This is a genomic window from Paraburkholderia sp. EG304 (assembly GCF_046543485.1).
GTDB lineage: Bacteria > Pseudomonadota > Gammaproteobacteria > Burkholderiales > Burkholderiaceae > Paraburkholderia > Paraburkholderia youngii.
On record NZ_JBKGUA010000004.1, the window covers coordinates 192,943 to 214,356 of the forward strand.

A 21,414-nucleotide genomic window follows, 5' to 3' on the forward strand; every position below is an offset into this window, starting at 1 on the left:
TGTCTGCTGCGTGATTGCTGTGTTGGGCGCGGCTTCGCCTGCATCGGCGAGGCGGCTGGTGGGCGGGCAATAGCGCGGCATATGGAATGCCGCGCTTTCATTGCCTGTTGCCCGGTGTCTGAGCTGAGCTGGGCTCCGGCGTGGACCCTAGCTCCGCGCGTTGCCTCGTCGTGGCCTAGAAGCCGGCCGCGAGACCGTCGCGGCGGCTGTCGCTAGCCGCCACGTAGCCGCGCTCCGGCTCGTTGCGATCGAGCTTCCAGATGAACTGGCCGGAGCCGAAGTCCATGTACGGATCGTCGACCGACTTGATCGTGTGGCCGAGCGTCTGCAAGCCCTCGGTGGTCTTCGGATCGAGCGTCGACTCGATATCGACCGTGAAGTCACGGTTGATCTTCCAGCGCGGCGCATCGCACGCGGCCTGGGGCTGCTGAGCGTAGTCGAGCATGCGCACCACGGTCTGCAGATGACCTTGCGGCTGCATGTCACCGCCCATCACGCCGAAGCTCATCACCCCTTCCTGCCGGCCGTTCACCTGCTGCGTGAGGAATGCCGGAATGATCGTGTGAAACGGCCGCTTGCCGCCCTCGACGACGTTCGGCGACTTCGGGTCCATCGAGAAGCCGCAGCCGCGGTTCTGCAGCGCGATGCCGCTGTCGGGCACCACGACACCCGAGCCGAAGCCCATGTAGTTCGACTGGATGAAGCTGACCATCATGCCGCTCTCGTCCGCGACCGACATGTAGATCGTGCCGCCCGCCTTCGGCATGCCGAAGTCGAAGTGCGTCGCGCGCTTCGGGTCGATCAGCTTCGCGCGCGAGCTCAGATACGCGTCGTCGAGCATCTGCTCGGGCGTGACTTCCATCGAGCGCGGATCGGCGACGTAGCGATACAGATCGGCAAACGCGAGCTTCATCGCTTCGATCTGCAGATGCTGCGACTCGACGCTGTCGACCTTCAGCGACTTCACGTCGAACTTTTCGAGGATGCCGAGCGCAACCAGCGCCGCGATGCCCTGGCCGTTCGGCGGAATCTCGTGCACGGTGTAGCCCCGATAGTCCTTGCCGATCGGCTCGACCCAGTCAGCGCGGTAGTTGCGCAGATCGTCGGCGGTCAGCGCGCCGCCGCCTGCGCGCGCGAAAGCGGCGATCCGCTCGGCGATCTCGCCTTCGTAGAACGCACGCGGGCCTTGCTCGGCGATGAGGCGCAGCGTCTTCGCGTGACCGGGGAAGCGCACCAGCTCGCTGACCTCGGGCGCACGGCCGCGCGGCATGAAGGTCTGCGCGAAGCCCGGCTGATCCTTCAGCTCCGGCACCGCAGCCTCCCACTTGTACGCGACGATGCTCGCCACTGCATGACCGCGCTCGGCGATCTCGATGGCCGGCTCCATCAGGTCGGCGAACGGCAGCTTGCCGAACTTCTGGTGCAGCGCTTCCCAGCCGGCGATCACACCCGGCACCGTGACCGCGTCCCAGCCGCGCTTCGGCTGCTGCGCGAGGCCGTTTTCCTCGCCGTATTTGCGCCTGAAGTAATCGACGTTCCACGCGGCCGGCGCTACGCCCGACGCGTTCAGACCATGCAGCTTCTTGCCGTCCCACACGAGCGCGAACGCGTCGCCACCCAGGCCGCACGACACCGGCTCGACCACCGTGATCGCGGCGGCGGCCGCGATGGCCGCATCGACGGCATTGCCGCCCTTCCACAGCATGCGCAGCCCGGCCTGCGCGGCGAGCGGGTGCGAGGTCGAAACGATATTGCGTGCGAATACGGGCAGACGTTGCGTCGGATACGGGTTTTGCCAGTTGCTGAAGCCAGTCATGTCGAACACTCTCGAAAGCGCGGGCCGGCACGAAAAAGTCGCCGGACATCAGGGGAAAGGTTGTAAAGCAGGTCAATCGCGAAACCCAGGATTGCATCGCGAAGCGCGCCAAAAAACAAATTCATTTATTAAATGAATAAATGCGTAACGCGCCTGAATGAGGGAATCGAGCAGATCCGGCGTGCTCGCGGCCAACTCCAGCGGACTGCGCCGGTTGGCGGACAAGGGGCGCGATGGTCTTACAATAGCCGCAACCGCGTTCGTCGACGGCCGGCCATCGGCCAGCCGCCTGATGACGGCGACGGACCGCGCCGACACAACAGCCACGACACACCACACATGACACGAGACCCCCGCCTGACTCTCAACGCCCGGCAACAGGAATTGCTGGAGTGGGTGCAACGCGACGGCTTCGTGACCGTGGACGACCTCGCGAGCCACTTCGACGTCACCCCGCAGACGATCCGCCGCGACGTCAACTGGCTCGCCGATATGAACCTGCTGCGCCGCTATCACGGCGGCGCCAGTCTGCCGACCAGTTCCGAGAACGTTTCCTACACCGCGCGCCAGCGCATGTTCCATGAAGAGAAGCGACGCATCGCGGCGCTGGTGGCCACTCACATTCCGGATCAGGCATCGCTGTTCATCAATCTCGGCACGACCACCGAGGAAGTGGCACGCGCGCTGAACCGTCACCGCGGCTTGCGCGTGATCACGAACAATCTGAACGTCGCGAGCATGATGAGCGGCTACCCGGACTGCGAAGTGCTAGTGACGGGCGGCATCGTGCGGCCGTGGGACAAGGGCATCGTCGGTGAGCTGGCGATCGATTTCATCCGCCAGTTCAAGGTCGATTTCGCGATCATCGGCACGTCGAGCATCGAAACGGACGGTACGCTGCGCGATTTCGACACGCGCGAAGTGCGTGTCGCCGAGGCGATCATCGAGCACGCGCGCACCGTTTTCCTCGCCGCCGATCACTCCAAGTTTGGCCGTCCCGCGCTAGTTCGCCAGGGACATCTGGAGCAGATCGACGCGCTGTTCACCGACGCCGCCCCGCCCGCCGACATGGCCGAAGCGCTGAACGCCGCGAATTGTCAAATCTACATCGCCGGATAATTCCAGGCGTTCTCCGCCATGCTGCGGTGCACGCAAAACCTCGCGTGAAATCAAGAATTTGGCCGCAGGGCCGGACCGCCTATCGTGCGGCCAATTGTCAAATGGAAAATTAACGGGGACCAGGTTGGCGTTTCATCGGTGCTCGCCTACACTCCAGTTCCCCAGCGTACGTTGCGAGTTTCGCACGGCGTCGGTTGTGTGAATCTGTCGTGTAAGCCGTACCTCCCGCCCTGATCTTCAGCGGACCCCCGCCCCGGCCCAAGGCCGACTGCAAGGCTGTCCGCCATTTGCTGACATGGAGAGAACGATGCTGAGTCCGCATGAATTCGCCACGTTGTTGCTCGTCAAGGACGCCCCCAACCAGGTCGAAATGGACCGAGAAGAACTCGACGCGTTGCTCGAACGCCAACTGGTGCAACTCGAACGCCTCGCATCGGGCAACGAAGAATGGCGCGTGACGGAAACCGGCGACACCGCATTGCGGGCCATAAAACGTTATTCCTGAATGATCCCTGCAGTTGACAGCGGGCCGCCTTTGCGGCCCTTTGTTGTGCGCGTCTCATTTACGCAGTAAATTCACGCGACGGACTTCTCACCCTCGCGCATGCCAAAGACGCTCTCCGCCGACGACATACAGCAGTTTCGCGAAGCGATGCGACGCGTCGCGGAAAACGCGTTCGCTACCCGCGGCGCGCAAGGCGTGACGATGCGCGAGCTGGCGAAGGAGCTCGGCTGCAGCGCGATGACACCGTATCGCTACTTCCGCGACAAGGAAGAGATTCTGGCGATGGTCCGCGCCGCCGCGTTCAACCGCTTCGCCGCGCGCCTCGAAGCGGCCGCGAAAGCGATCCCCGCGACCGCCCCCGCCATCGATCACAGCGCCGTCAGCCGGGCCTATGTCGACTTCGCGCTCGATGAGCCGCACGCCTACCGTTTGATGTTCGATCAGACGCCGCAACAGCAAGGCGCTTACCCTGAACTGGCCGCGGCGTCGCAGCGCGCGTGGCGTCTGCTGGAAGCGCACTTCGAGCGGCTCGTCGAGGCGGGCGTTCTGGAAGGTGATCCGCGTCTGATCGGCTACGCGTACTGGACGAGCCTGCACGGCTTCACGATGCTCGCGCTCGTGAACCAGTTGCCGCCGCCGGCGGCACAACAGGCCGATTCCGCCGGCGACGGCGCACATGAGCCGTCGCGCGAAGCGGTGTTCGCGCAGATCCTGCGCATGTTGTGGCGCGGAGCGTTGTCGCCGCAAAAGTGAACCGGTGCGCCGGGCAGGAGGCGCGAGAGTCGGGCTCGCCAGTCACCCACTGCCGTTTAGCCGCTCCGCAAGGTCGGATCGACAGTCGCCCGCCAGCCGAGCGCTCTTGCGCGCTGCTCGTTGAAGAACTCGACCCACTGGTTGCGCACCTTCGGATCGCTGCTCGTCCCCTCGCTCGCATGGCGCTGCGCGATCGACGCCTGGAACGCGCAGAAGTCGTCGTTCGACAGCCGACCGCGCCGGTTTGCGACATACGCATCGAAGAACGTCTCATAGACGATCTGCGCGTCGTGACCGTAGTCGACGGTTTGCGGCGTGCACATCTTCTGCAACGCCTCGAACGACGTCGCGCCCCTCGTCCCTTCCAGACTCGGCGTGCTCACGCATCCTGCCAGAAGCGCGGCAGCGCCGATCATCAAAAATCCTCGCATTCATCACCTCGAAATGGCTGCTGCCAAGAGTATCGTCCGCGGTCGCGCGTAACGCCACTCCGGCGCCTTTCGGTCCGCGTTCGTTCAAGTCAAGCGAACTTTACTTTTTCGAATATGTTCATTAGAGTTCGAAAACGAACATGATTCGTTCAATTAGCTTTCCAAACCACGTCCCGATTCGATCCAGAGGGCTCAGCAGGTGACGCAACGCACGAAATACGATTTGCTCGTCGTCGGTGGCGGGATCAACGGCGCCGGCATCGCCCGCGACGCGGCCGGCCGTGGTCTGTCAGTGCTGCTGTGCGAGCAGGACGATCTGGCCGCACACACGTCGTCGGCGAGCACCAAGCTGATCCACGGCGGCCTGCGCTACCTCGAGTACCGCGAGTTCGGGCTCGTGCGCAAAGCGCTGCAGGAGCGCGAAACGTTGCTGCGCGCGGCGCCGCACATCATCTGGCCGCTGCGCTTCGTGATGCCGCACATGCCTGATCTGCGCCCCGCCTGGCTGATCCGCGCGGGTCTGTTCCTGTACGACCATCTGGCTAAACGCGAACTGCTGCCGGGCTCGCGCGGCATCGTGATGAGCCGGCATCCGGCCGGCGCGCCGCTCGTCGAAACGATCGAGCGCGGTTTCGTTTATTCGGACGGCTGGGTCAACGACGCCCGCCTCGTCGTGCTGAACGCGCTCGACGCGCACGAGCGCGGCGCGACGATCCTCACGCGCACGAAGCTGATCGCCGCCGTGCGCGCCGGCGGCGAGTGGCGCGCGCAACTGCAACGCGCGGACGGCGCGACGCTCGACGTGCGCGCCGCCGCGATCGCGAACGCGGCGGGCCCGTGGGTCGGCGAGCTGCTGAAGGGGCCGCTCGGCCGGCCGTCGTCGCATACCGTGCGGCTCGTCAAGGGCAGCCACATCGTCACGCGGCGCCTGTTCGAGCACGACCACGCGTACATCTTCCAGAACCCGGACAAGCGGATCATCTTCGCGATTCCGTATGAGCACGACTACACGCTGATCGGCACGACCGACCTCGAATATCGCGGCGACCCGTCGCAAGTCGCGATCGACGCCAACGAAACGCAGTACCTGTGCGATTCGATCAACCGCTACTTCAGGCAGAAGATCTCGCCCGCCGACGTGCGCTGGAGCTATTCGGGCGTACGCCCGCTGCTGGAGGACGAGAACGCGGACAATCCGTCGGCGGTCACGCGCGACTACTCGCTCGAACTCGACGCGCCCGCGAACGAGGCGCCGCTGCTGTCGGTATTCGGCGGCAAGATCACGACCTTTCGCAAGCTGGCCGAGCAGGCCGTCGATACGCTCACCGATGCGCTGCGCCGCGGCGCACCCGCGTGGACCGCCGACGCGCCGCTGCCGGGCGGCGACATCGCGCAGGCGAACTTCAATCGCTTCCTTGGCGAGTTCTCGCGCGAACATGCGTGGCTGCCGGCATCGCTCGCGCATCGGCTCGCGCGCGCGTATGGCACGCGCGCGAATCGCGTGATCGGCTCGGCGCGCTCGCGCGCCGAACTCGGTCGTGAGTTCGCGCCGGGACTGCACGAAGCCGAGCTGATTTATCTGCGCGATACGGAGTGGGCGCGTACCGCGCAGGACGTGCTGTGGCGGCGCTCGAAGCTCGGCCTGCATGTCGAGCCGGGCACGCTCGAGCAGGTCACGCGCGACATCGACGCGTGGTTCGCGCACGAACCGGCCCCGCAGAGCGCTTAGGCGACGCGGCAGACGCCACCCCGCGAGCAGAGCCGGCCACCCACCGCTGCTCCGGCTGGACGACGCCGGCACGCGCCCTCACACTATGGCGGCCCGCTCACAACAACACGCCGCCCGCATCGCCGGCCAAACGATCCGGCGATCCGTAACATGCATGGAGAAGAGACAATGCAGGATCAGTACGTCCTCGCGCTTGACCAAGGCACAACGAGCTCGCGCGCGATGCTGTTCGACCGGCGCGGCAACGTCGTGTCGACCGCGCAAAAGGAATTCCAGCAGATCTACCCGCAGCCGGGCTGGGTCGAGCACAATCCGCAGGAAATCTGGTCGAGCCAGGCCGGCGTCGCCGCCGAGGCGGTCACGCGAGCCGGCATGAACGGCCCGTCGATCGCGGCGATCGGCATCACGAACCAGCGCGAAACCACGATCGTGTGGGATCGCGAAACCGGCCATCCGATCTACAACGCGATCGTCTGGCAGGACCGCCGCACCGCCGACTTCTGCGACGAACTGAAAGCGCAAGGTCTCGAAGCGAGCGTGCGCGCAAAGACCGGTCTGCCGATCGACTCGTACTTCTCGGCGACCAAAATCCGCTGGATTCTCGACAACGTCGAAGGCGCGCGCGAAAAATCGCGACAGGGCCGGCTCGCGTTCGGCACCGTCGACAGCTGGCTCATGTGGAATTTCACGAAGGGCGCGTTGCACATCACCGACGTAACCAACGCGTCGCGCACGATGCTGTTCAACATCCACACGCTGAAGTGGGACGACGAACTGCTCGCCGCGCTCGATATTCCGCGCAGCATGCTGCCGGAAGTGCGGCCGTCGTCGGAGGTGTACGGACCGACGGTGACCACCGTGTTCGCCTCGAAGATTCCGCTCGCGGGCATCGCCGGCGATCAGCACGCTGCATTGTTCGGCCAGATGTGCACCGAGTCCGGCATGGTCAAGAACACCTACGGCACCGGCTGCTTCCTCGTGATGAACACAGGCACCAAACCGATCGAATCGAAGAACAATCTGGTGACGACGATCGCCTGGCAGATCGGCGATCGTATCGACTACGCGCTCGAAGGCAGCATCTTCATCGCCGGCGCGGTGGTGCAGTGGCTGCGCGACGGCCTCGGCATCATCAAGAACGCGGCCGAAATCGAAACGCTCGCGCGCAGCGTGCGGCATTGCGACGGCGTGTATCTGGTGCCGGCGTTCGCCGGCCTCGGCGCGCCGCACTGGAACGCACGCGCCCGCGGCACGCTGTTCGGCGTCACGCGCGGCACGACCTCCGCGCATATCGCGCGTGCGGCGCTCGATTCGATCGCGTATCAATCGCTCGACGTGCTGAAGGCGATGGAAGCCGACTCGGGCATTCGCATCGGCGAGCTGCGCGTGGATGGCGGCGCCTGCGCGAACAATCTGCTGATGCAGTTCCAGGCCGACATCCTCGGCGTCGACACGGTGCGCCCCCAGGTGTCGGAGACGACCGCGCTCGGCGCGGCCTATCTGGCCGGTCTCGCGGTCGGCTACTGGAAGGACATCGACGAGTTGAAAAGCCAGTGGAAGCTCGAGCATCGCTTCACGCCAGCGCTGCCGCACGCGGAGGTCAGGACCTGCCTCGATGGCTGGCAGCGCGCGATCCGCGCGGCGAAGGCCTGGGCCGATACACCATAAGGCCATAAGTCTGCGGGCGGCAGAACATCGAAAGAACGTGGTCAGAAAGCACGTATGATGACGCTTTTCACCCCGACGAGCGGGCTTGCAACCCGCCGCCCGCGCGCGTTGCGCTTATCGTTTTTCAGGCATGATCGACCACCTCATCTGTGACTGCGACGGCGTGCTCGTCGACAGTGAAGTCATCGCCGATCGCGTGATGTTCGACACGCTGACGGCCACCTTCCCCGGCATCGATTTCGCCCCTGTCATCAAAACCGCGTTCGGCCAGCAAACTTCGCGCTTTCTCGCCGGCCTCGAAAAGCAGTTCGACATCACGCTGCCCGCGAACTTCCTCGATACGATCGAGCACAACGTCGAGCTCGCGCTTGCCGCGTCGCTCGGTCCGATCCACGGTGTGCGCGACGCGCTCCAACGCGTCACACTGCCGGCCGCCGTCGTGTCGAACAGCCGCATGACGCGCGTCAGCGCATCGGTGCGGCGTGCGGGTCTGCAGCAGATTTTCGGCGAGCGCGTGTTCAGCGCCGAGCAGGTCGCGCGGCCGAAGCCCTATCCCGATGTCTATCTGTTCGCGGCCACCTCGCTCGGCGTCGAACCGGCGCGCTGCCTCGTCGTCGAGGACAGCGTCTCGGGCCTGAACGCGGCCCGCGCGGCCGGCATGAAGACGATCGCCTTCGTCGGCGCGAGCCATATTCCGGACGGCTATGCGGATGCGCTGCGCGCGATGGGCATCACGCGAATCATCAAGCACATGGATGAACTGCCGGCGCTGATCGACGCGGGCGTGCGCGGTGAGTTCGGCGACGTGCAGTCGTAGCGGCTTCGCGCAACGCCGATAAAAAGGCCGGTTCTTCTTGCGAAGAACCGGCTTTTTGCGTGATGGGACCGCGTGCCGCTCGAAGGATGATGGTCCGTCAAGCCTCGGCCAACACACCCTCGCGCACCTGCGCGAGCGTCTCGCGAAACTCGACCAGCTCGGCGATCGTCAGCATCGGCAGATCGTGTTGCGCGGCAAAGCGCTCGACGTCCGCGCCGCGCGTCATCGTGCCATCGGCGTTCATCAGTTCGCACAGCACGCCGGCCGGCTTTAGGCCCGCGAGGATCGCGAGATCGACGGTGCCTTCGGTGTGGCCGCGCCGCGCCAGCACGCCGCCGGGCATCGCGCGCAGCGGGAACACGTGGCCCGGGCGCACGATGTCGGCGGGCTTGGCCGTATCGGCGATCGCCGCGCGGATCGTGGTCACGCGATCCTGCGCGGACACGCCGGTGCTGACGCCTTCACGCGCTTCGATCGACACCGTGAACGCGGTGCCGTGACGGCTTTCGTTGTTGACGGCCATCGGCGGCAGTTCAAGCGCGCGGATCTTGTCGTCGGGCAGGCACAGACACACGATGCCGCTGCATTCGCGGATCAGCAGCGCCATCGTTTCGACCGACAGGCGCTCGGCCGCGACGATCAGATCGGCTTCGTTCTCGCGGTCGTGGTCGTCCTGCAGCACCACGGCGCGACCGTCGCGCAGCGCCTGCAAGGCGGCGGCGATACGCGGCGGAACGGCTTCGGTGGCAAGCAGAGGGAGATCGGCGAAGGCATCGTCTGCGATCGTCGACGGAGCGGGAAAAGTAGCAAAGGACATGTTGAAACGCTCATCGCAAAAGTTGGGCGAGAAACGTTTCAGGGCATTGCAAACAGACTGACACGCTGCCGCCTGGCACGCCGCACGAAAGCGGACGATGATCGGCCGCCCAGGCTACGGGCGGCATCGCGGAACGCACATGACTATCTGCACATCTTCTTCCATCCGGACTATGACCGTCGGCTCTGGCTTCTGACCAGATCTGCTGACCCCGCCGCGGTCTGCGCTACTGCGTAGACCACTCGATGCGGGCGCTCGCGGGCTTGCCGGCTCACGCTGTCGCGCTGCCGGCCTACCGCCGGTGGGGAATTGCACCCCGCCCTGAAGACGCACTGATTGCCGGTTTGACCGGCCGGCGAAGCATACAACAGTCGCGCGAGCGCTGCAGCGCGACGAATAAAGAGCCTACTGACGGCGTTGGCCCTGCATCGACGCCCTGACCTGCGCCAGAACCTCGAACGCCGTCGATCCTCAACCCGGTACGCCTTCGCGTGCAGCTTCATCGCGTGCGGCGCTCGCGGCCCGCACTTCCCAGCGCGGCGGCGTCTCAGCCCGCAGCGTCACGCGAAACGCGCGTGCCTCGGTGTCGCCGGGATTGCGCAGGCTGTGCGGCTGGTCGGCGTCGAACACGATCGCGTCGCCGGTCGCGAGCAGCTGGCGCTGGTCGTGCACGCTGACTTCGAGCGTGCCGTCGCTGACCACCAGATTCACCGTCGTGCCCGGCGCGCGGCGAATGCCCGCCTCCGTATGCAGCGGCGCGATCCGCAGTTCGTGAAACTCGGCGGCGATCGACTCGTCGTCGGGATACAGTGGGCGCACCGAGTAGCGCCCGTTCGCGCTGACCACGCGGGCCGAACGCTCGGCCGGCAGATGCTCGAAGCCGTTGGTCGCGTGACGCCGCAGGAACGCCGCCACCGACACCTTCAGCGCCGCCGCCACCTTGCACAACACCTTGATCGACGGCACGCTGCGCGCCGACTCGATCTGCGCGAGCATCGCGCGCGATACGCCGGACGCGCGCGCCAGCGCATCGAGCGAAAGCTGCCGTTCGGCGCGCAGCCGCGCCAGATTCACGCCGACCAGCTGTTCGAGCGCATCGAACGGTTCGGCGGAGCGCGGAGCGGCGTTGGTATCGGCATCGGCCGAAGGATCGCGGACCAGCGCGAGCGGGGAATGCATATTGGCCTCCAGAGCGCCGCCCGGCGGCGCAAGAGCAGTAAGTGGAGGCAAGATAGCATCGGCTTTCGCCGCGCCCAACGAAGTTATCTTCACACTGTTATCAGCATCGCAGAGGCAAGCAACTGACGACTTACGTGCTTTGCGCGAGCGCGCGCGCCGGCGCATCCATCCGCGCCGCGAACCATGTGAGCAGCAGCGCGGCGACGCTGACCGCGGCGGCGACCCAAGGCAAGGTATCGAGCGCGTGACCGTGATTGATCACGAGACCGCCGAGCCACGCACCCGCCGCATTACCGACATTGAACGCACCGATGTTCAGCGTCGACGCGAGATTCGGCGCGGCGGCCGCCTTCTCGACCACGCGCATCTGCAGCGGCGGTACCGTCGCAAACGCCGCGATGCCCCACACGAATACCGTGACCGCGGCGGCCAGCGGCGAATGGCTGGTGCGCGCGAAGAACGCCATCACGACTGCGAGCACGGCGAGGATGCCCATCAGCGACGGCATCAGCGCACGGTCCGCGAGCTTGCCGCCGACCATGTTGCCGACCGTCAGGCCCACGCCGAACAGCACGAGGACCAGCGTCACGCCACGCGGCGAGAAGCCGCTCACCTGCTCGAGGATCGGCGCGATATACGTGAACACGACGAACACGCCGCCGAAGCCGAGCACCGTCATTGCGAGCGCGGTCCACACTTGCGGGTCTTTCAGCACGCGCACTTCGTGGCCGAGGCCGGCCGGCCCGGTGTCGTGGCGGTTCGGCACCAGCGCGCTGATGCCCGCGAGCGACAGCACGCCGAAACCGCTGACGATCCAGAACGCCGCGCGCCAGCCGAACTGCTGGCCGATGAAGGTGCCGAACGGCACGCCGAGCACGTTGGCGAGCGTCAGGCCCGTGAACATCAGCGCGATCGCGCTCGCGCGCTTGTCGGCCGGCACGAGCGAGGCGGCGACCACCGCACCGATGCCGAAGAACGAGCCGTGCGCGAACGAGGTCACGACGCGCGCGATCATCAGCACCGAATAGCTCGGCGCCAGCGCGCACAGCACATTGCCGACGACGAACACACCCATCAGCAGTTGCAGCGCGAATTTGCGCGACATCCTGCTCGTGATCACCGCGAGCAGTGGCGCGCCGACCGCGACGCCAAGCGCATAGCCGCTGACGAGCAGGCCCGCGGACGGAATCGACACGGCCAGATCGCGCGCAACCTCGGGCAACAGGCCCATGATGACGAATTCGGTCGTACCGATCGCGAATGCGCTAATCGCGAGCGCGAGTAATGGAATGGGCATTTTTCTGCTCCGGGAATGAGGTTGGATCAGGACTCGGGCTGGATGGTCTGGCGCGCCGCCGTGACGAATTCGATGACGACGCCCGGCGCGAGCGCGACGAACAACTGCCGCTCCGCCGGTTGCGCGGCGCTCGCCGGCACCTGCGCGGTCTGATAGCCGATGTAGTGCGCGTCGAGCCGCTCGAGCAACGCTTGCCAGTCGCCCGCGCTATCGAGCCGAAAGGCGATGTGATCGACGCGCGGCGTGATGCGGCCCACCGCGCCGGAAGCCGGCGCGCCGATCAGATGCACGAGCGGGCGGCCGCTTGCGTACAGCCAGTAGCCGTCGACGGAAAACGACGGGCGCGCGCCGTCGGTAAGCCCGGCGATATCGACGAAGAAACGTCGGGCCGAATCGAGCTCGGCGGTGACGACGGTCGCGTGATCGAGTTGCATGGCTAAGGACAGCAGCGGAGTTTCGACGGCTGCATTGTCGCGGCGCCGCCCCGATTTGATAATTGGCGTAGCATTTGAAGCATTTTCAAATCCCACTTGAAAGCCAGCGATGGATAACCTCGGCGACATCCGCCTCTTCGTCGAAGCGGCGCAGCAAGGCAGCCTCTCGGCGGCGGGCCGCAAGATGGGTCTGACGCCCGCCGCGGCGAGCGCGCGGCTCGCGAAACTGGAAGCGAGGCTCAAAGCGCGCCTGTTCGAGCGCACCACCCGGCAACTTCGGCTCACCGACGAAGGCCGCCTCTACCTGAACTGCTGCCGCCAGGCGCTGCAATCGCTCGACGACGCCGAAGCCGCGCTGCAAGCGGGCCAGGGCGTCGTGCGCGGCAAGGTGCGGGTGTCGGCGACTTCGGACTTCGGCCGCAATCTGCTGATGCACTGGCTCGACGAATTCAACGCGCTGTACCCGGACGTGACGTTCGCGTTGACGCTGTCCGATGCGCTGGCCAATCTCGTGCAGGAAGACATCGATCTGGCGATCCGCTTCGGCGTGCCGCAGGACAGCTCGCTGGTTGCGCGCCGGCTCGCGCCGAACCGGCGCGTGCTGTGTGCATCGCCGGAATACATCGGGCGTCGCGGCGAGCCGAAAAACCCGCTCGACCTCGCCAATTTCGATTGCATCGTGCTCGGTACCACATCGGGGCCGGCCAGCGAATGGCGCTTCACGCGCGGCGACGAGGTGCAGCACTACAGCGTGCCGTTCGAAGCGGCGCGCGAAACCAATGACGGCGCGGTCGCGCGCGAATGGGCGTTGCGCGGCTACGGCATTGCGATCAAATCGATGTGGGACGTGGAAGCGGACCTGCGCGCCGGCCGCCTGAAGATCCTGCTGCCGGAGTGGCGCTACCCGGACGCGCCGCTGCACGCGCTGTATCACCGCAACCGCTTCATGGCGCCGCGCGTACGCGTGCTGCTCGATTTCCTCGCCGAGCGCTTCGCGCAGGTGTCGGATGAACTGGAACGCCTGTTGGGACTGCCGCCGGACCGGCCAGTGAGCGCCCAGTGAGAGCCCAGTGAGCGCCAAAACCCCCGCAGCGTGAAGGGCTATAATATGCAGTTACGCTGCGAAGACGCGCGCAAGCCGGCCATCACGCGCCGCGCTGCCGCGCGCCGCGGCCTCCTTCACCTTTTTACGACGCCCCCAGGTTAACCACTGCGACCGGCGAAATTCGATGACCAAGAAAGTTTATGTAAAGACCTTTGGCTGCCAGATGAACGAGTACGACTCCGACAAGATGGTCGACGTGCTCGGTGCCGCTGAAGGACTCGTCAAGACCGACACGCCGGAAGATGCCGACGTGATCCTGTTCAATACCTGCTCGGTGCGCGAAAAAGCGCAAGAAAAAGTCTTCTCCGACCTCGGCCGCGTGCGCGAGCTGAAGGACGCGAATCCGAATCTGATCATTGGCGTGGGTGGCTGCGTCGCTAGCCAGGAAGGCGCATCGATCGTGGCGCGCGCGCCGTACGTCGATATCGTGTTCGGTCCGCAAACGCTGCACCGCCTGCCGCAAATGATCGACGAGCGCCGCGCGAGCGGCCGCGCGCAGGTCGATATTTCGTTTCCCGAAATCGAGAAGTTCGATCACCTGCCGCCGGCGCGCGTCGAAGGTCCGAGCGCGTTCGTGTCGATCATGGAAGGCTGCAGCAAGTACTGCAGCTACTGCGTGGTGCCGTACACGCGCGGCGAGGAAGTGTCGCGTCCGCTCGACGACGTGTTGACCGAAATCGCCGGTCTCGCCGACCAGGGCGTGCGCGAAGTCACGCTGCTCGGCCAGAACGTGAACGCTTATCGTGGAAAATTCGGCGGCGCGCTGACCGTGGGCTCGACCGAGATCGCCGACTTTGCGACGCTGATCGAATACGTCGCGGACATCCCCGGCATCGAACGGATTCGCTACACGACGTCGCATCCGAAGGAATTCACGCAGCGCCTGATCGATACCTACGCGAAGGTGCCGAAGCTCGTCAGCCACCTGCATCTGCCGGTACAGCACGGCTCCGACCGCATCCTGATGGCGATGAAGCGCGGCTACACCGTGCTCGAGTACAAGTCCGTGATCCGCAAGCTGCGCGCGATCCGCCCTGATCTGTCGCTATCGACGGACATGATCGTCGGCTTCCCCGGCGAGACCGAGGAAGACTTTGCGAAGATGATGGCGCTCGTCGAAGAGATGAAGTACGACACGAGCTTCTCGTTCATCTACAGCCCGCGCCCCGGTACGCCGGCCGCGAACCTGCACGACGACACGCCGCGCGAGGTGAAGCTCAAACGCCTGCAGCATCTGCAGGCCACGATCGAAGAGAACGTGCAGCGCATCAGCGACGCGATGGTCGGCAAGGTCGAGCGCATTCTGGTCGAGCGCCCGGCGCGCAAGGACCCGAACGAGCTCGCGGGCCGCACCGAGAACAACCGCGTCGTCAATTTCCCGGCGCCGGTCGCGTCGCATGCACGGCTGATCGGCCAGATGGTCGATGTGAAGATCGTGCACGCGTACCCGCACTCGCTGCGTGGCGAACTCGTGATGGTCCACGACGACAGCGCCGCCGTCACGCACTGAGCACACTGAGCGCACTGACCGACATTCTGAGTATCGCAACCGACAGGATCGACTCACCGCCTTGAAGACCACTCAGCAGCATCTGGAATTCACCGCGCCGCGCGAAGACAACGCGCGGCTTGCCAACCTCTGCGGACCGCTCGACGAAAATCTGCGGCAGATCGAGCAGGCGCTCGACGTGACCCTGCAGCGCCGTGGCCACCGCATCACGATCCGCGGGCGCGGCGCGAAACTCGCGCTCACCGCGCTCGAAAACTTCTACAACAGCGCACGCGAGCCCTTGTCGGTCGACGACATCCAGCTCGCGCTCGTCGAAGTGCGCCATCCGGCGCGCCATCGTTCGAATGGCAACGGCAATGGCGACGGCGACGGCGACGCGCGCTTCGCAGGCAACCCCGATCATCCGTTCGACCAGCCCGCCGATGCGAATGCGAGCGAAGACGATTTCGAGGAATACGGCCCGAAGCTGTACACACGGCGCGCGGATCTGCGCGGCCGCACGCCGGCGCAGCGCGATTACCTGAAGCAGATCGTGTCGCACGACGTCACCTTCGGCGTCGGCCCGGCCGGCACCGGCAAGACCTACCTCGCGGTGGCCTGCGCGGTCGACGCGCTCGAGCGTGACCAGGTCAAGCGCATCGTGCTGACGCGCCCGGCCGTCGAAGCGGGCGAGCGGCTCGGCTTTTTGCCGGGCGATCTCGCGCAGAAGGTCGATCCGTATCTGCGTCCGCTGTACGACGCGCTGTACGACCTGCTCGGCTTCGACAAAACCGCGAAGATGTTCGAGCGGCAGATGATCGAAATCGCGCCGCTCGCGTACATGCGCGGCCGCACGCTGAATCACGCGTTCATCATCCTCGACGAGGCGCAGAACACCACGCCCGAGCAGATGAAGATGTTCCTCACGCGGATCGGCTTCGGCTCGAAGGCGGTCGTCACCGGCGACACGACCCAGGTCGACCTGCCGCGCGGCCAGAAGAGCGGGCTGATCGAAGCGCAGCAGGTGCTCGGGAACGTGCGCGGCATCGCGCTCACGCGCTTCACGAGTGCGGACGTGGTGCGCCATCCGCTGGTCGCGCGAATTGTGGAGGCGTACGATGCGCATGCGCAGAAGTCGACCGCCGCGGCCGATCCGCGCTAAAGCGATGCGCTTCGCAGCGCGAGGCCCGCGTGGCCTCGCCACCACGCCGCAAAAAACGACCGAGCCACGAACGCCACGCATAGAATCCGCATGAGCCGCACCCCAAAACTAACACTGAGCCTGCAATTCCCCGCGGCCAAAGCCTGGCCGGAACACAAGGCGTTGCTGCCGCGCGCGACGGTGGCAGGCTGGATCAAGGCGGCGCTGTTCGCGGACGGCGAACTGACGGTTCGCTTCGTCGACGCCGAAGAAGGCCGCACGCTGAACCGCACCTATCGCGGCAAGGATTACGCGACCAACGTACTGACCTTCGCCTATGCCGAATCGGAAGACGACCCGGTGACGGGCGATCTGATTCTGTGCTGCCCGGTGGTCGAGAAGGAAGCCGCCGAGCAGGGCAAACCGCTCGCCGCGCATTACGCGCACCTGCTCGTGCACGGCACGCTGCATGCACAGGGCTACGACCACGAAATCGAAGAAGAAGCCGAGGAAATGGAAGCGATCGAAACCGAAATCCTCGCCCGGCTCGGCTTTCCGGACCCTTATCAATAGACGTCCCCGCCCCTCCTCCAACCGAATCCACCGTGAGCACTCCGTCCCCCGAAGCCGAGATCCCCGTGCGCTGTCCGGACTACCCGCCGGTGCTCGGCGACTCGCGGCTTCTGACGGACGACGAACTGCGCGCGTCGCTCGAATGCACGTTGCGCGGCTGGGACCGCCAGAGCGACCTGTGGCTGTTCGGCTATGGCTCGCTGATCTGGAACCCGGGCCTGCCCACCGTCGAAGCGATGCGCTCGAAGGTGCACGGCTATCACCGCGGCCTCTATCTGTGGTCACGGGTGAATCGCGGCACGCCCGAGCAGCCCGGCCTCGTGCTCGCGCTCGATCGCGGCGGCTCGTGCACCGGCATGGCGTTCCGGCTCGCGGCCGATGGCTCGATGCCGCACCTCGAAGCACTGTGGCGCCGCGAAATGCCGATGGGCTCGTACCGTCCCGCGTGGCTGCCATGCGTACTCGCGGACGGCCGGCGCGTCGACGCGCTCGCCTTCGTGGTGCGCCGCGACGTGCCGAGCTACACCGGCAAGCTGCGCGACGACATCATCCAGACCGTGCTGGGCTGCGCGAGCGGCCGCTACGGCACGACTTTCGATTACGTGAGCCGCACCGTGCATGCGCTGCGCGAAAGCGGGATGCCGGACCGCGCGCTCGAAGCGCTGCTCGCGCGCTGCAAGCCGGCCGTGTAATTTCGTCATCTCGGCGAAAACCCCACCCGCGACTTTTTTGCCGGCGAGCGCTTTTGCCCGCGTAATCGGTTAGGATGATTCCACGCTCCGCCTTCGCGGCGCGTCCGTTTCACCTTGGCTTCACTCATCGCCAGGCCCGGCCGGACACGGTTCCGCCATGTGCCTGGTGTATCCTTAACGCTCTGTAACAGCGCGCTCAGTCTCGCCGGGCGCACTACCATGAACGACACGTATCCCAGTCGACGCCATACCGGACGCCATCTCGACAAACCGCAGGAAAAGCGCTCGCTGCTCGAACGCCTGACCGACTTCATCTCGCCCGAACCCGACTCACGGGCCGAACTTCTGGAAATTCTGCAGGACGCGCACGAGCGCAACCTGATCGACGCCGACTCGCTGTCGATGATCGAAGGCGTGTTCCAGGTTTCGGAATTGAGCGCACGCGACATCATGGTGCCGCGCGCGCAAATGGACGCGATCAATATCGCGGACAATCCCGCCGAATTCATCCCCTATGTACTGGAGAAAGCGCATTCGCGCTATCCGGTCTATGAGGGCAATCGCGACAACATCATCGGCGTGCTGCTCGCGAAAGATCTGCTGCGCTACTACGCCGAAGAGGAATTCGACGTGCGCGGCATGCTGCGCCCGGCCGTGTTCATCCCCGAGTCGAAGCGGCTGAACGTGCTGCTGCACGACTTTCGCGTGAACCGTAACCACCTCGCGGTGGTCGTCGACGAATACGGCGGCGTCGCGGGCCTGATCACGATCGAAGACGTGCTGGAGCAGATCGTCGGCGACATCGAGGACGAATACGATTTCGACGAGGAAAGCGGCAACATCATCGCGTCGCCGGACGGACGCTTCCGCGTGCGCGCGCTGACCGAGATCGAGCAGTTCAACGACACCTTCGGCACGCATTATTCAGACGAAGAAGTCGACACGATCGGCGGGCTGGTCACGCATCACTTCGGCCGGGTGCCGCATCGCGGCGAGAAGGTCCGCCTCGACGATCTGATCTTCGAGATCCTGCGCGGCGACGCCCGCCAGATCCACATGCTGCTGGTGCGCCGCGACCCGCTTGCGGGCCAGCGTGAACGCGAGTCGCAGCACGTGCAGACCTGAGCCGGCGGCTCGGGCCGATGCACGGCCCGAGCGCCCGCGCGCTGTTATTGCAGGCGCATGTTGTCTACGCGTTTTCCTACTGATTTACCCTTTCAACTTCCGACGCCGACCGCGCAACAATGGCCGACCCGATCACTTCCGACTCGCACCGCGGCGTGAGCGCTGCCGCCCCCGCTCCCACCGACGACGTCACGCGCAGCCGCGCGCTGCCGCGCTGGCACTACCTCGTCGCACTGGCCGCGGGCGCGGCCAATACGCTGTCGTTCGCGCCGACGCCGCATGGCGGCTGGCTGCAACTCGCGATCTTCGTGTTCTTCTTCGCGTGGCTCACGCGCAGCACCGGCTGGAAAAGCGCCGCGCTGACGGGCGGCGCGTTCGGCTTCGGCAACTTCGTGAGCGGGGTCTGGTGGCTGTATGTGAGCATGCACTACTACGGCGGCATGCCGGCGCCGCTCGCGGGCACGGCGCTCGTGCTGTTCTCGCTGTATCTCGCCCTCTATCCGGCGCTCGCCGCGGGGATATGGTCGTTCTGCGCGGGCCACGCGCGCAACGGCGCGGCCGACGAGCGCGCGCCATTCTCGCCGACCTGGCACGGTGCACTCGCTTTTGCCAGCGCGTGGGCGATCGGCGAATGGCTGCGCGGCACGGTGTTCACCGGCTTTCCGTGGCTCGCCACCGGTTATGCGCAAGTCGACGGTCCGTTGGCGGGGTTTGCGCCGGTGGTCGGCGTGTATGGCGTCGGCTGGATGGTCGCGCTGACGGCCGCATTGATTGTGCAGGCGTTGCTTGCGCTGCTGCCGTCGTGGCGCCCCGGGTCTGCCAATGAATCGCGCGAGCCGGATGCCGCCGCCGCTGGTGACGTCGACAGCCGCGCCGCGCGAGGCCGCGGCACGCGCGTCGCCGCCATCGCGGTGCCAGCCTGCGTCGCCCTCGCGCTGCTCGTGATCGGCCTGCTGCTGCCGCTCGTGCAGTGGACGACACCCGCCAACGCGCCGCTGACGGTGCGGCTACTGCAAGGCAACGTGAAGCAGGAGATGAAATTCGAGGAAGCCGGCTTGCGCGCGGCGGTCGACGAGTATCAGCAGATGATCACGTCGAAGCCGGCAGATCTGATCGTCACGCCGGAAACCGCGATTCCAGTGCTCGCGCAGCAGCTTCCGCCGAACTTCGCAGCCGCGATCCGCCAGTTCTCGGATTCGACCGGCAGCGCGCTGCTGTTCGGCGCGATCGGCGGCACCATCACGCCGGACGGCCGGGTGGTCGACTACACCAACAGTCTGTTCGGCGTGACGCCCCGCTCGGACGAGATTTATCGCTACGACAAGCACCATCTGGTGCCGTTCGGCGAATTCGTGCCGTGGGGCTTCCGCTGGTTCGTGAACCTGATGAACATTCCGCTCGGCGATTTCTTCCGCGGCCCGCCGGTGCAAAAGCCGTTCATCGTGCATAACCAGCCGGTCGCGGTGAACATCTGCTACGAGGACATCTTCGGCGAGGAAATCGCGCGAACGCTGCGCGAGAACGCGACGCCCGCCGGCGTGCTGATCAACTCGACCAACCTGGCCTGGTTCGGCGACACCATCGCGCTCGACCAGCATCTGCAGATCGCGCGCATGCGCTCGCTCGAAACCGGCCGGCCGATGCTGCGCGCAACCAACACCGGCATGACGGCCGCGATCGACGCGAACGGCCGCGTGATCGGGCGCCTCACGCCATACACGGTCGGCTCGCTCGACGTCAACGTGCAAGGCACCGCCGGCAACACGCCTTACGTGATGAGCGGCAACAACACGGTGCTCGCGGTGTCGGTGCTGCTGCTCGCGATCGGTTTCGCGTTCGGACCGGGGATCGCGCGGCGACGCAACGGCAAGCGGTAACGCCGGCCCCGACGTCAAACGAACACCACCCGCAAAAAAAAATGCGCCTGACATGCAGGCGCATTTTTTTATGCTCATTCGAGCTTCATCAATCCTTCGGCGCGGTATCGATGAACGACTGCCGCTGCGACAGCTTCTGGAAGTGCTTGTCCAGGTTCGGATGCGATTCGCGCCAGTTCAGTTCCGGCATACGGAAGTCCAGATAGCCGAGCGCACAGCCCATCGCGATGTCGGCCAGCGTGTAGTGATTGCTCGCGCACCACGGCTTGCTGCCGAGTCCCTGCGACATCGTGATCAGCGCTTCGTCGATCTTGCGCTGCTGCCGCGCGACCCACGCGTCCACGCGCTGTTCGGGCGCGCGCTGCGTGCTTTCGAGGCGGATCAGCACGGCCGCGTCGAGCACGCCGTCGGCTAGCGCCTCCCAGCAGCGCACTTCGATGCGCTCGCGCCCCGGCGGCGGAATCAGCTTGCCCACCGGCGACAGCGTATCGACGTATTCGCAGATCACCCGCGAATCGAACACGGCCTCGCCGTCTTCCATCACTAGGCACGGCACCTTGCCGAGCGGGTTGAAGGTGTGAATCCGGGTATCCGGCGCCCAGACGTTCTCGGGCACCAGTTCGTAGTCGATCTTCTTGTCGGCGAGCACGATGCGCGCTTTACGCACGTACGGGCTGCCGAGCGAACCGATGAGTTTCATCATGACCTTCTGCCTTTTTCTGAATCCGGCGAAAGTATAAGTGGTCTAAGCCTTTCGCGAACGTGCTGGCGGCATCTTCGCGAACTGCCCGCCGAGCCGCTGTGGACGGATTGCAACATGACGGCGGCCGCCGCGCCGTCGGAATCC

The 21,414-nt window shown here is 65.6% G+C and carries 20 protein-coding genes and 1 riboswitch; of the genes, 13 read left to right on the forward strand and 7 right to left on the reverse strand.

The window, feature by feature from the left end; genetic code table 11:
- Positions 1-175: 175 nt before the first annotated feature.
- Entirely contained in the window at positions 176-1,816 is a 1,641-nt protein-coding gene (ggt, locus tag ACLFKU_RS06910) for a gamma-glutamyltransferase (RefSeq protein ID WP_410848588.1), read from the reverse strand.
- Positions 1,817-2,155: 339 nt separating this feature from the next.
- On the opposite strand from ggt, the gene ACLFKU_RS06915 reads away from it, so the two are divergent.
- From ACLFKU_RS06915 to ACLFKU_RS06925, 3 genes are all read left to right on the forward strand, one after another.
- Positions 2,156-2,935, forward strand: a complete 780-nt coding sequence (locus ACLFKU_RS06915) for a DeoR/GlpR family DNA-binding transcription regulator (protein ID WP_176121795.1) — start codon at positions 2,156-2,158, stop codon at positions 2,933-2,935.
- Positions 2,936-3,242: 307 nt separating this feature from the next.
- Positions 3,243-3,440, forward strand: a complete 198-nt coding sequence (locus ACLFKU_RS06920) for a hypothetical protein (protein WP_013090475.1) — start codon at positions 3,243-3,245, stop codon at positions 3,438-3,440.
- Positions 3,441-3,539: 99 nt separating this feature from the next.
- Positions 3,540-4,193: a TetR/AcrR family transcriptional regulator gene (locus ACLFKU_RS06925; RefSeq protein WP_368584001.1), complete on the forward strand. Its 654-nt coding sequence runs from the start codon at positions 3,540-3,542 to the stop codon at positions 4,191-4,193.
- 56 nt (positions 4,194-4,249) lie between these two features.
- Here ACLFKU_RS06925 and ACLFKU_RS06930 read toward each other — a convergent pair whose 3' ends face one another.
- Complete coding sequence (locus ACLFKU_RS06930) at positions 4,250-4,609, reverse strand: hypothetical protein (RefSeq protein WP_368584002.1); 360 nt, start codon at positions 4,607-4,609, stop codon at positions 4,250-4,252.
- A 214-nt stretch (positions 4,610-4,823) separates the two neighbouring features.
- Here ACLFKU_RS06930 and glpD point away from each other — a divergent pair, with 214 nt between their 5' ends.
- From glpD to ACLFKU_RS06945, 3 genes are all read left to right on the forward strand, one after another.
- Positions 4,824-6,353, forward strand: coding sequence for a glycerol-3-phosphate dehydrogenase (gene glpD / locus ACLFKU_RS06935; protein WP_410848589.1), 1,530 nt, complete (start codon positions 4,824-4,826; stop codon positions 6,351-6,353).
- 168 nt (positions 6,354-6,521) lie between these two features.
- Positions 6,522-8,021 carry a glycerol kinase GlpK gene (gene glpK / locus ACLFKU_RS06940; RefSeq protein WP_410848590.1) on the forward strand — a complete coding sequence of 500 codons (1,500 nt, stop codon included), beginning with the start codon at positions 6,522-6,524 and terminating at the stop codon, positions 8,019-8,021.
- Between the two features lie 130 nt (positions 8,022-8,151).
- Positions 8,152-8,838, forward strand: coding sequence for an HAD family hydrolase (locus ACLFKU_RS06945; protein WP_176105100.1), 687 nt, complete (start codon positions 8,152-8,154; stop codon positions 8,836-8,838).
- A gap of 97 nt (positions 8,839-8,935) precedes the next feature.
- Here the strand turns inward: ACLFKU_RS06945 and ribB are convergent, their stop codons facing one another.
- The 4 genes from ribB to ACLFKU_RS06965 all read right to left on the reverse strand — a co-directional run bounded on the left by ribB (position 8,936) and on the right by ACLFKU_RS06965 (position 12,565).
- Positions 8,936-9,655: a 3,4-dihydroxy-2-butanone-4-phosphate synthase gene (gene ribB / locus ACLFKU_RS06950; RefSeq protein ID WP_410848591.1), complete on the reverse strand. Its 720-nt coding sequence runs from the start codon at positions 9,653-9,655 to the stop codon at positions 8,936-8,938.
- 149 nt (positions 9,656-9,804) lie between these two features.
- Positions 9,805-9,988, reverse strand: a riboswitch (FMN riboswitch).
- Between the two features lie 138 nt (positions 9,989-10,126).
- A complete protein-coding gene (locus tag ACLFKU_RS06955) occupies positions 10,127-10,834 on the reverse strand; it encodes a helix-turn-helix domain-containing protein (protein WP_368584006.1) in 708 nt (235 codons plus the stop codon).
- Between the two features lie 130 nt (positions 10,835-10,964).
- A complete protein-coding gene (locus ACLFKU_RS06960) occupies positions 10,965-12,131 on the reverse strand; it encodes an MFS transporter (RefSeq protein WP_410848592.1) in 1,167 nt (388 codons plus the stop codon).
- 26 nt (positions 12,132-12,157) lie between these two features.
- Complete coding sequence (locus ACLFKU_RS06965) at positions 12,158-12,565, reverse strand: extradiol dioxygenase (protein ID WP_410848593.1); 408 nt, start codon at positions 12,563-12,565, stop codon at positions 12,158-12,160.
- A 109-nt stretch (positions 12,566-12,674) separates the two neighbouring features.
- Here ACLFKU_RS06965 and ACLFKU_RS06970 point away from each other — a divergent pair, with 109 nt between their 5' ends.
- The 7 genes from ACLFKU_RS06970 to lnt all read left to right on the forward strand — a co-directional run bounded on the left by ACLFKU_RS06970 (position 12,675) and on the right by lnt (position 20,567).
- Positions 12,675-13,628 (forward strand): LysR family transcriptional regulator, encoded by a 954-nt coding sequence (locus tag ACLFKU_RS06970; protein WP_368584009.1) that lies wholly within the window; start codon positions 12,675-12,677, stop codon positions 13,626-13,628.
- A gap of 166 nt (positions 13,629-13,794) precedes the next feature.
- Positions 13,795-15,180: a tRNA (N6-isopentenyl adenosine(37)-C2)-methylthiotransferase MiaB gene (gene miaB, locus ACLFKU_RS06975; RefSeq protein WP_410848594.1), complete on the forward strand. Its 1,386-nt coding sequence runs from the start codon at positions 13,795-13,797 to the stop codon at positions 15,178-15,180.
- A 61-nt stretch (positions 15,181-15,241) separates the two neighbouring features.
- Positions 15,242-16,321 (forward strand): PhoH family protein, encoded by a 1,080-nt coding sequence (locus tag ACLFKU_RS06980; RefSeq protein ID WP_410848595.1) that lies wholly within the window; start codon positions 15,242-15,244, stop codon positions 16,319-16,321.
- Positions 16,322-16,411: 90 nt separating this feature from the next.
- Positions 16,412-16,873 carry an rRNA maturation RNase YbeY gene (ybeY, locus tag ACLFKU_RS06985; protein ID WP_368584012.1) on the forward strand — a complete coding sequence of 154 codons (462 nt, stop codon included), beginning with the start codon at positions 16,412-16,414 and terminating at the stop codon, positions 16,871-16,873.
- Positions 16,874-16,905: 32 nt separating this feature from the next.
- Complete coding sequence (locus ACLFKU_RS06990) at positions 16,906-17,565, forward strand: gamma-glutamylcyclotransferase (protein WP_410848596.1); 660 nt, start codon at positions 16,906-16,908, stop codon at positions 17,563-17,565.
- Positions 17,566-17,784: 219 nt separating this feature from the next.
- Entirely contained in the window at positions 17,785-18,690 is a 906-nt protein-coding gene (locus tag ACLFKU_RS06995) for an HlyC/CorC family transporter (RefSeq protein ID WP_176105093.1), read from the forward strand.
- 119 nt (positions 18,691-18,809) lie between these two features.
- Positions 18,810-20,567: an apolipoprotein N-acyltransferase gene (lnt, locus tag ACLFKU_RS07000; RefSeq protein ID WP_410848597.1), complete on the forward strand. Its 1,758-nt coding sequence runs from the start codon at positions 18,810-18,812 to the stop codon at positions 20,565-20,567.
- Positions 20,568-20,655: 88 nt separating this feature from the next.
- Here lnt and ACLFKU_RS07005 read toward each other — a convergent pair whose 3' ends face one another.
- A complete protein-coding gene (locus tag ACLFKU_RS07005; RefSeq protein WP_410848598.1) occupies positions 20,656-21,270 on the reverse strand; it encodes a glutathione S-transferase N-terminal domain-containing protein in 615 nt (204 codons plus the stop codon).
- Positions 21,271-21,414: the final 144 nt, after the last annotated feature.

What these genes read in the sequence shown, in the direction of transcription:
- ggt (WP_410848588.1), bottom strand. Translation starts at nt 1,816, where the DNA reads ATGACTGGCTTCAGCAACTGGCAAAACCCGTATCCGACGCAACGTCTG.
- ACLFKU_RS06915 (WP_176121795.1), top strand. Translation starts at nt 2,156, where the DNA reads ATGACACGAGACCCCCGCCTGACTCTCAACGCCCGGCAACAGGAATTG.
- ACLFKU_RS06920 (WP_013090475.1), top strand. Translation starts at nt 3,243, where the DNA reads ATGCTGAGTCCGCATGAATTCGCCACGTTGTTGCTCGTCAAGGACGCC.
- ACLFKU_RS06925 (WP_368584001.1), top strand. Translation starts at nt 3,540, where the DNA reads ATGCCAAAGACGCTCTCCGCCGACGACATACAGCAGTTTCGCGAAGCG.
- ACLFKU_RS06930 (WP_368584002.1), bottom strand. Translation starts at nt 4,609, where the DNA reads ATGATCGGCGCTGCCGCGCTTCTGGCAGGATGCGTGAGCACGCCGAGT.
- glpK (WP_410848590.1), top strand. Translation starts at nt 6,522, where the DNA reads ATGCAGGATCAGTACGTCCTCGCGCTTGACCAAGGCACAACGAGCTCG.
- ACLFKU_RS06945 (WP_176105100.1), top strand. Translation starts at nt 8,152, where the DNA reads ATGATCGACCACCTCATCTGTGACTGCGACGGCGTGCTCGTCGACAGT.
- ribB (WP_410848591.1), bottom strand. Translation starts at nt 9,655, where the DNA reads ATGTCCTTTGCTACTTTTCCCGCTCCGTCGACGATCGCAGACGATGCC.
- ACLFKU_RS06955 (WP_368584006.1), bottom strand. Translation starts at nt 10,834, where the DNA reads ATGCATTCCCCGCTCGCGCTGGTCCGCGATCCTTCGGCCGATGCCGAT.
- ACLFKU_RS06960 (WP_410848592.1), bottom strand. Translation starts at nt 12,131, where the DNA reads ATGCCCATTCCATTACTCGCGCTCGCGATTAGCGCATTCGCGATCGGT.
- ACLFKU_RS06965 (WP_410848593.1), bottom strand. Translation starts at nt 12,565, where the DNA reads ATGCAACTCGATCACGCGACCGTCGTCACCGCCGAGCTCGATTCGGCC.
- ACLFKU_RS06970 (WP_368584009.1), top strand. Translation starts at nt 12,675, where the DNA reads ATGGATAACCTCGGCGACATCCGCCTCTTCGTCGAAGCGGCGCAGCAA.
- miaB (WP_410848594.1), top strand. Translation starts at nt 13,795, where the DNA reads ATGACCAAGAAAGTTTATGTAAAGACCTTTGGCTGCCAGATGAACGAG.
- ybeY (WP_368584012.1), top strand. Translation starts at nt 16,412, where the DNA reads ATGAGCCGCACCCCAAAACTAACACTGAGCCTGCAATTCCCCGCGGCC.
- ACLFKU_RS06995 (WP_176105093.1), top strand. Translation starts at nt 17,785, where the DNA reads ATGAACGACACGTATCCCAGTCGACGCCATACCGGACGCCATCTCGAC.
- lnt (WP_410848597.1), top strand. Translation starts at nt 18,810, where the DNA reads ATGGCCGACCCGATCACTTCCGACTCGCACCGCGGCGTGAGCGCTGCC.
- ACLFKU_RS07005 (WP_410848598.1), bottom strand. Translation starts at nt 21,270, where the DNA reads ATGATGAAACTCATCGGTTCGCTCGGCAGCCCGTACGTGCGTAAAGCG.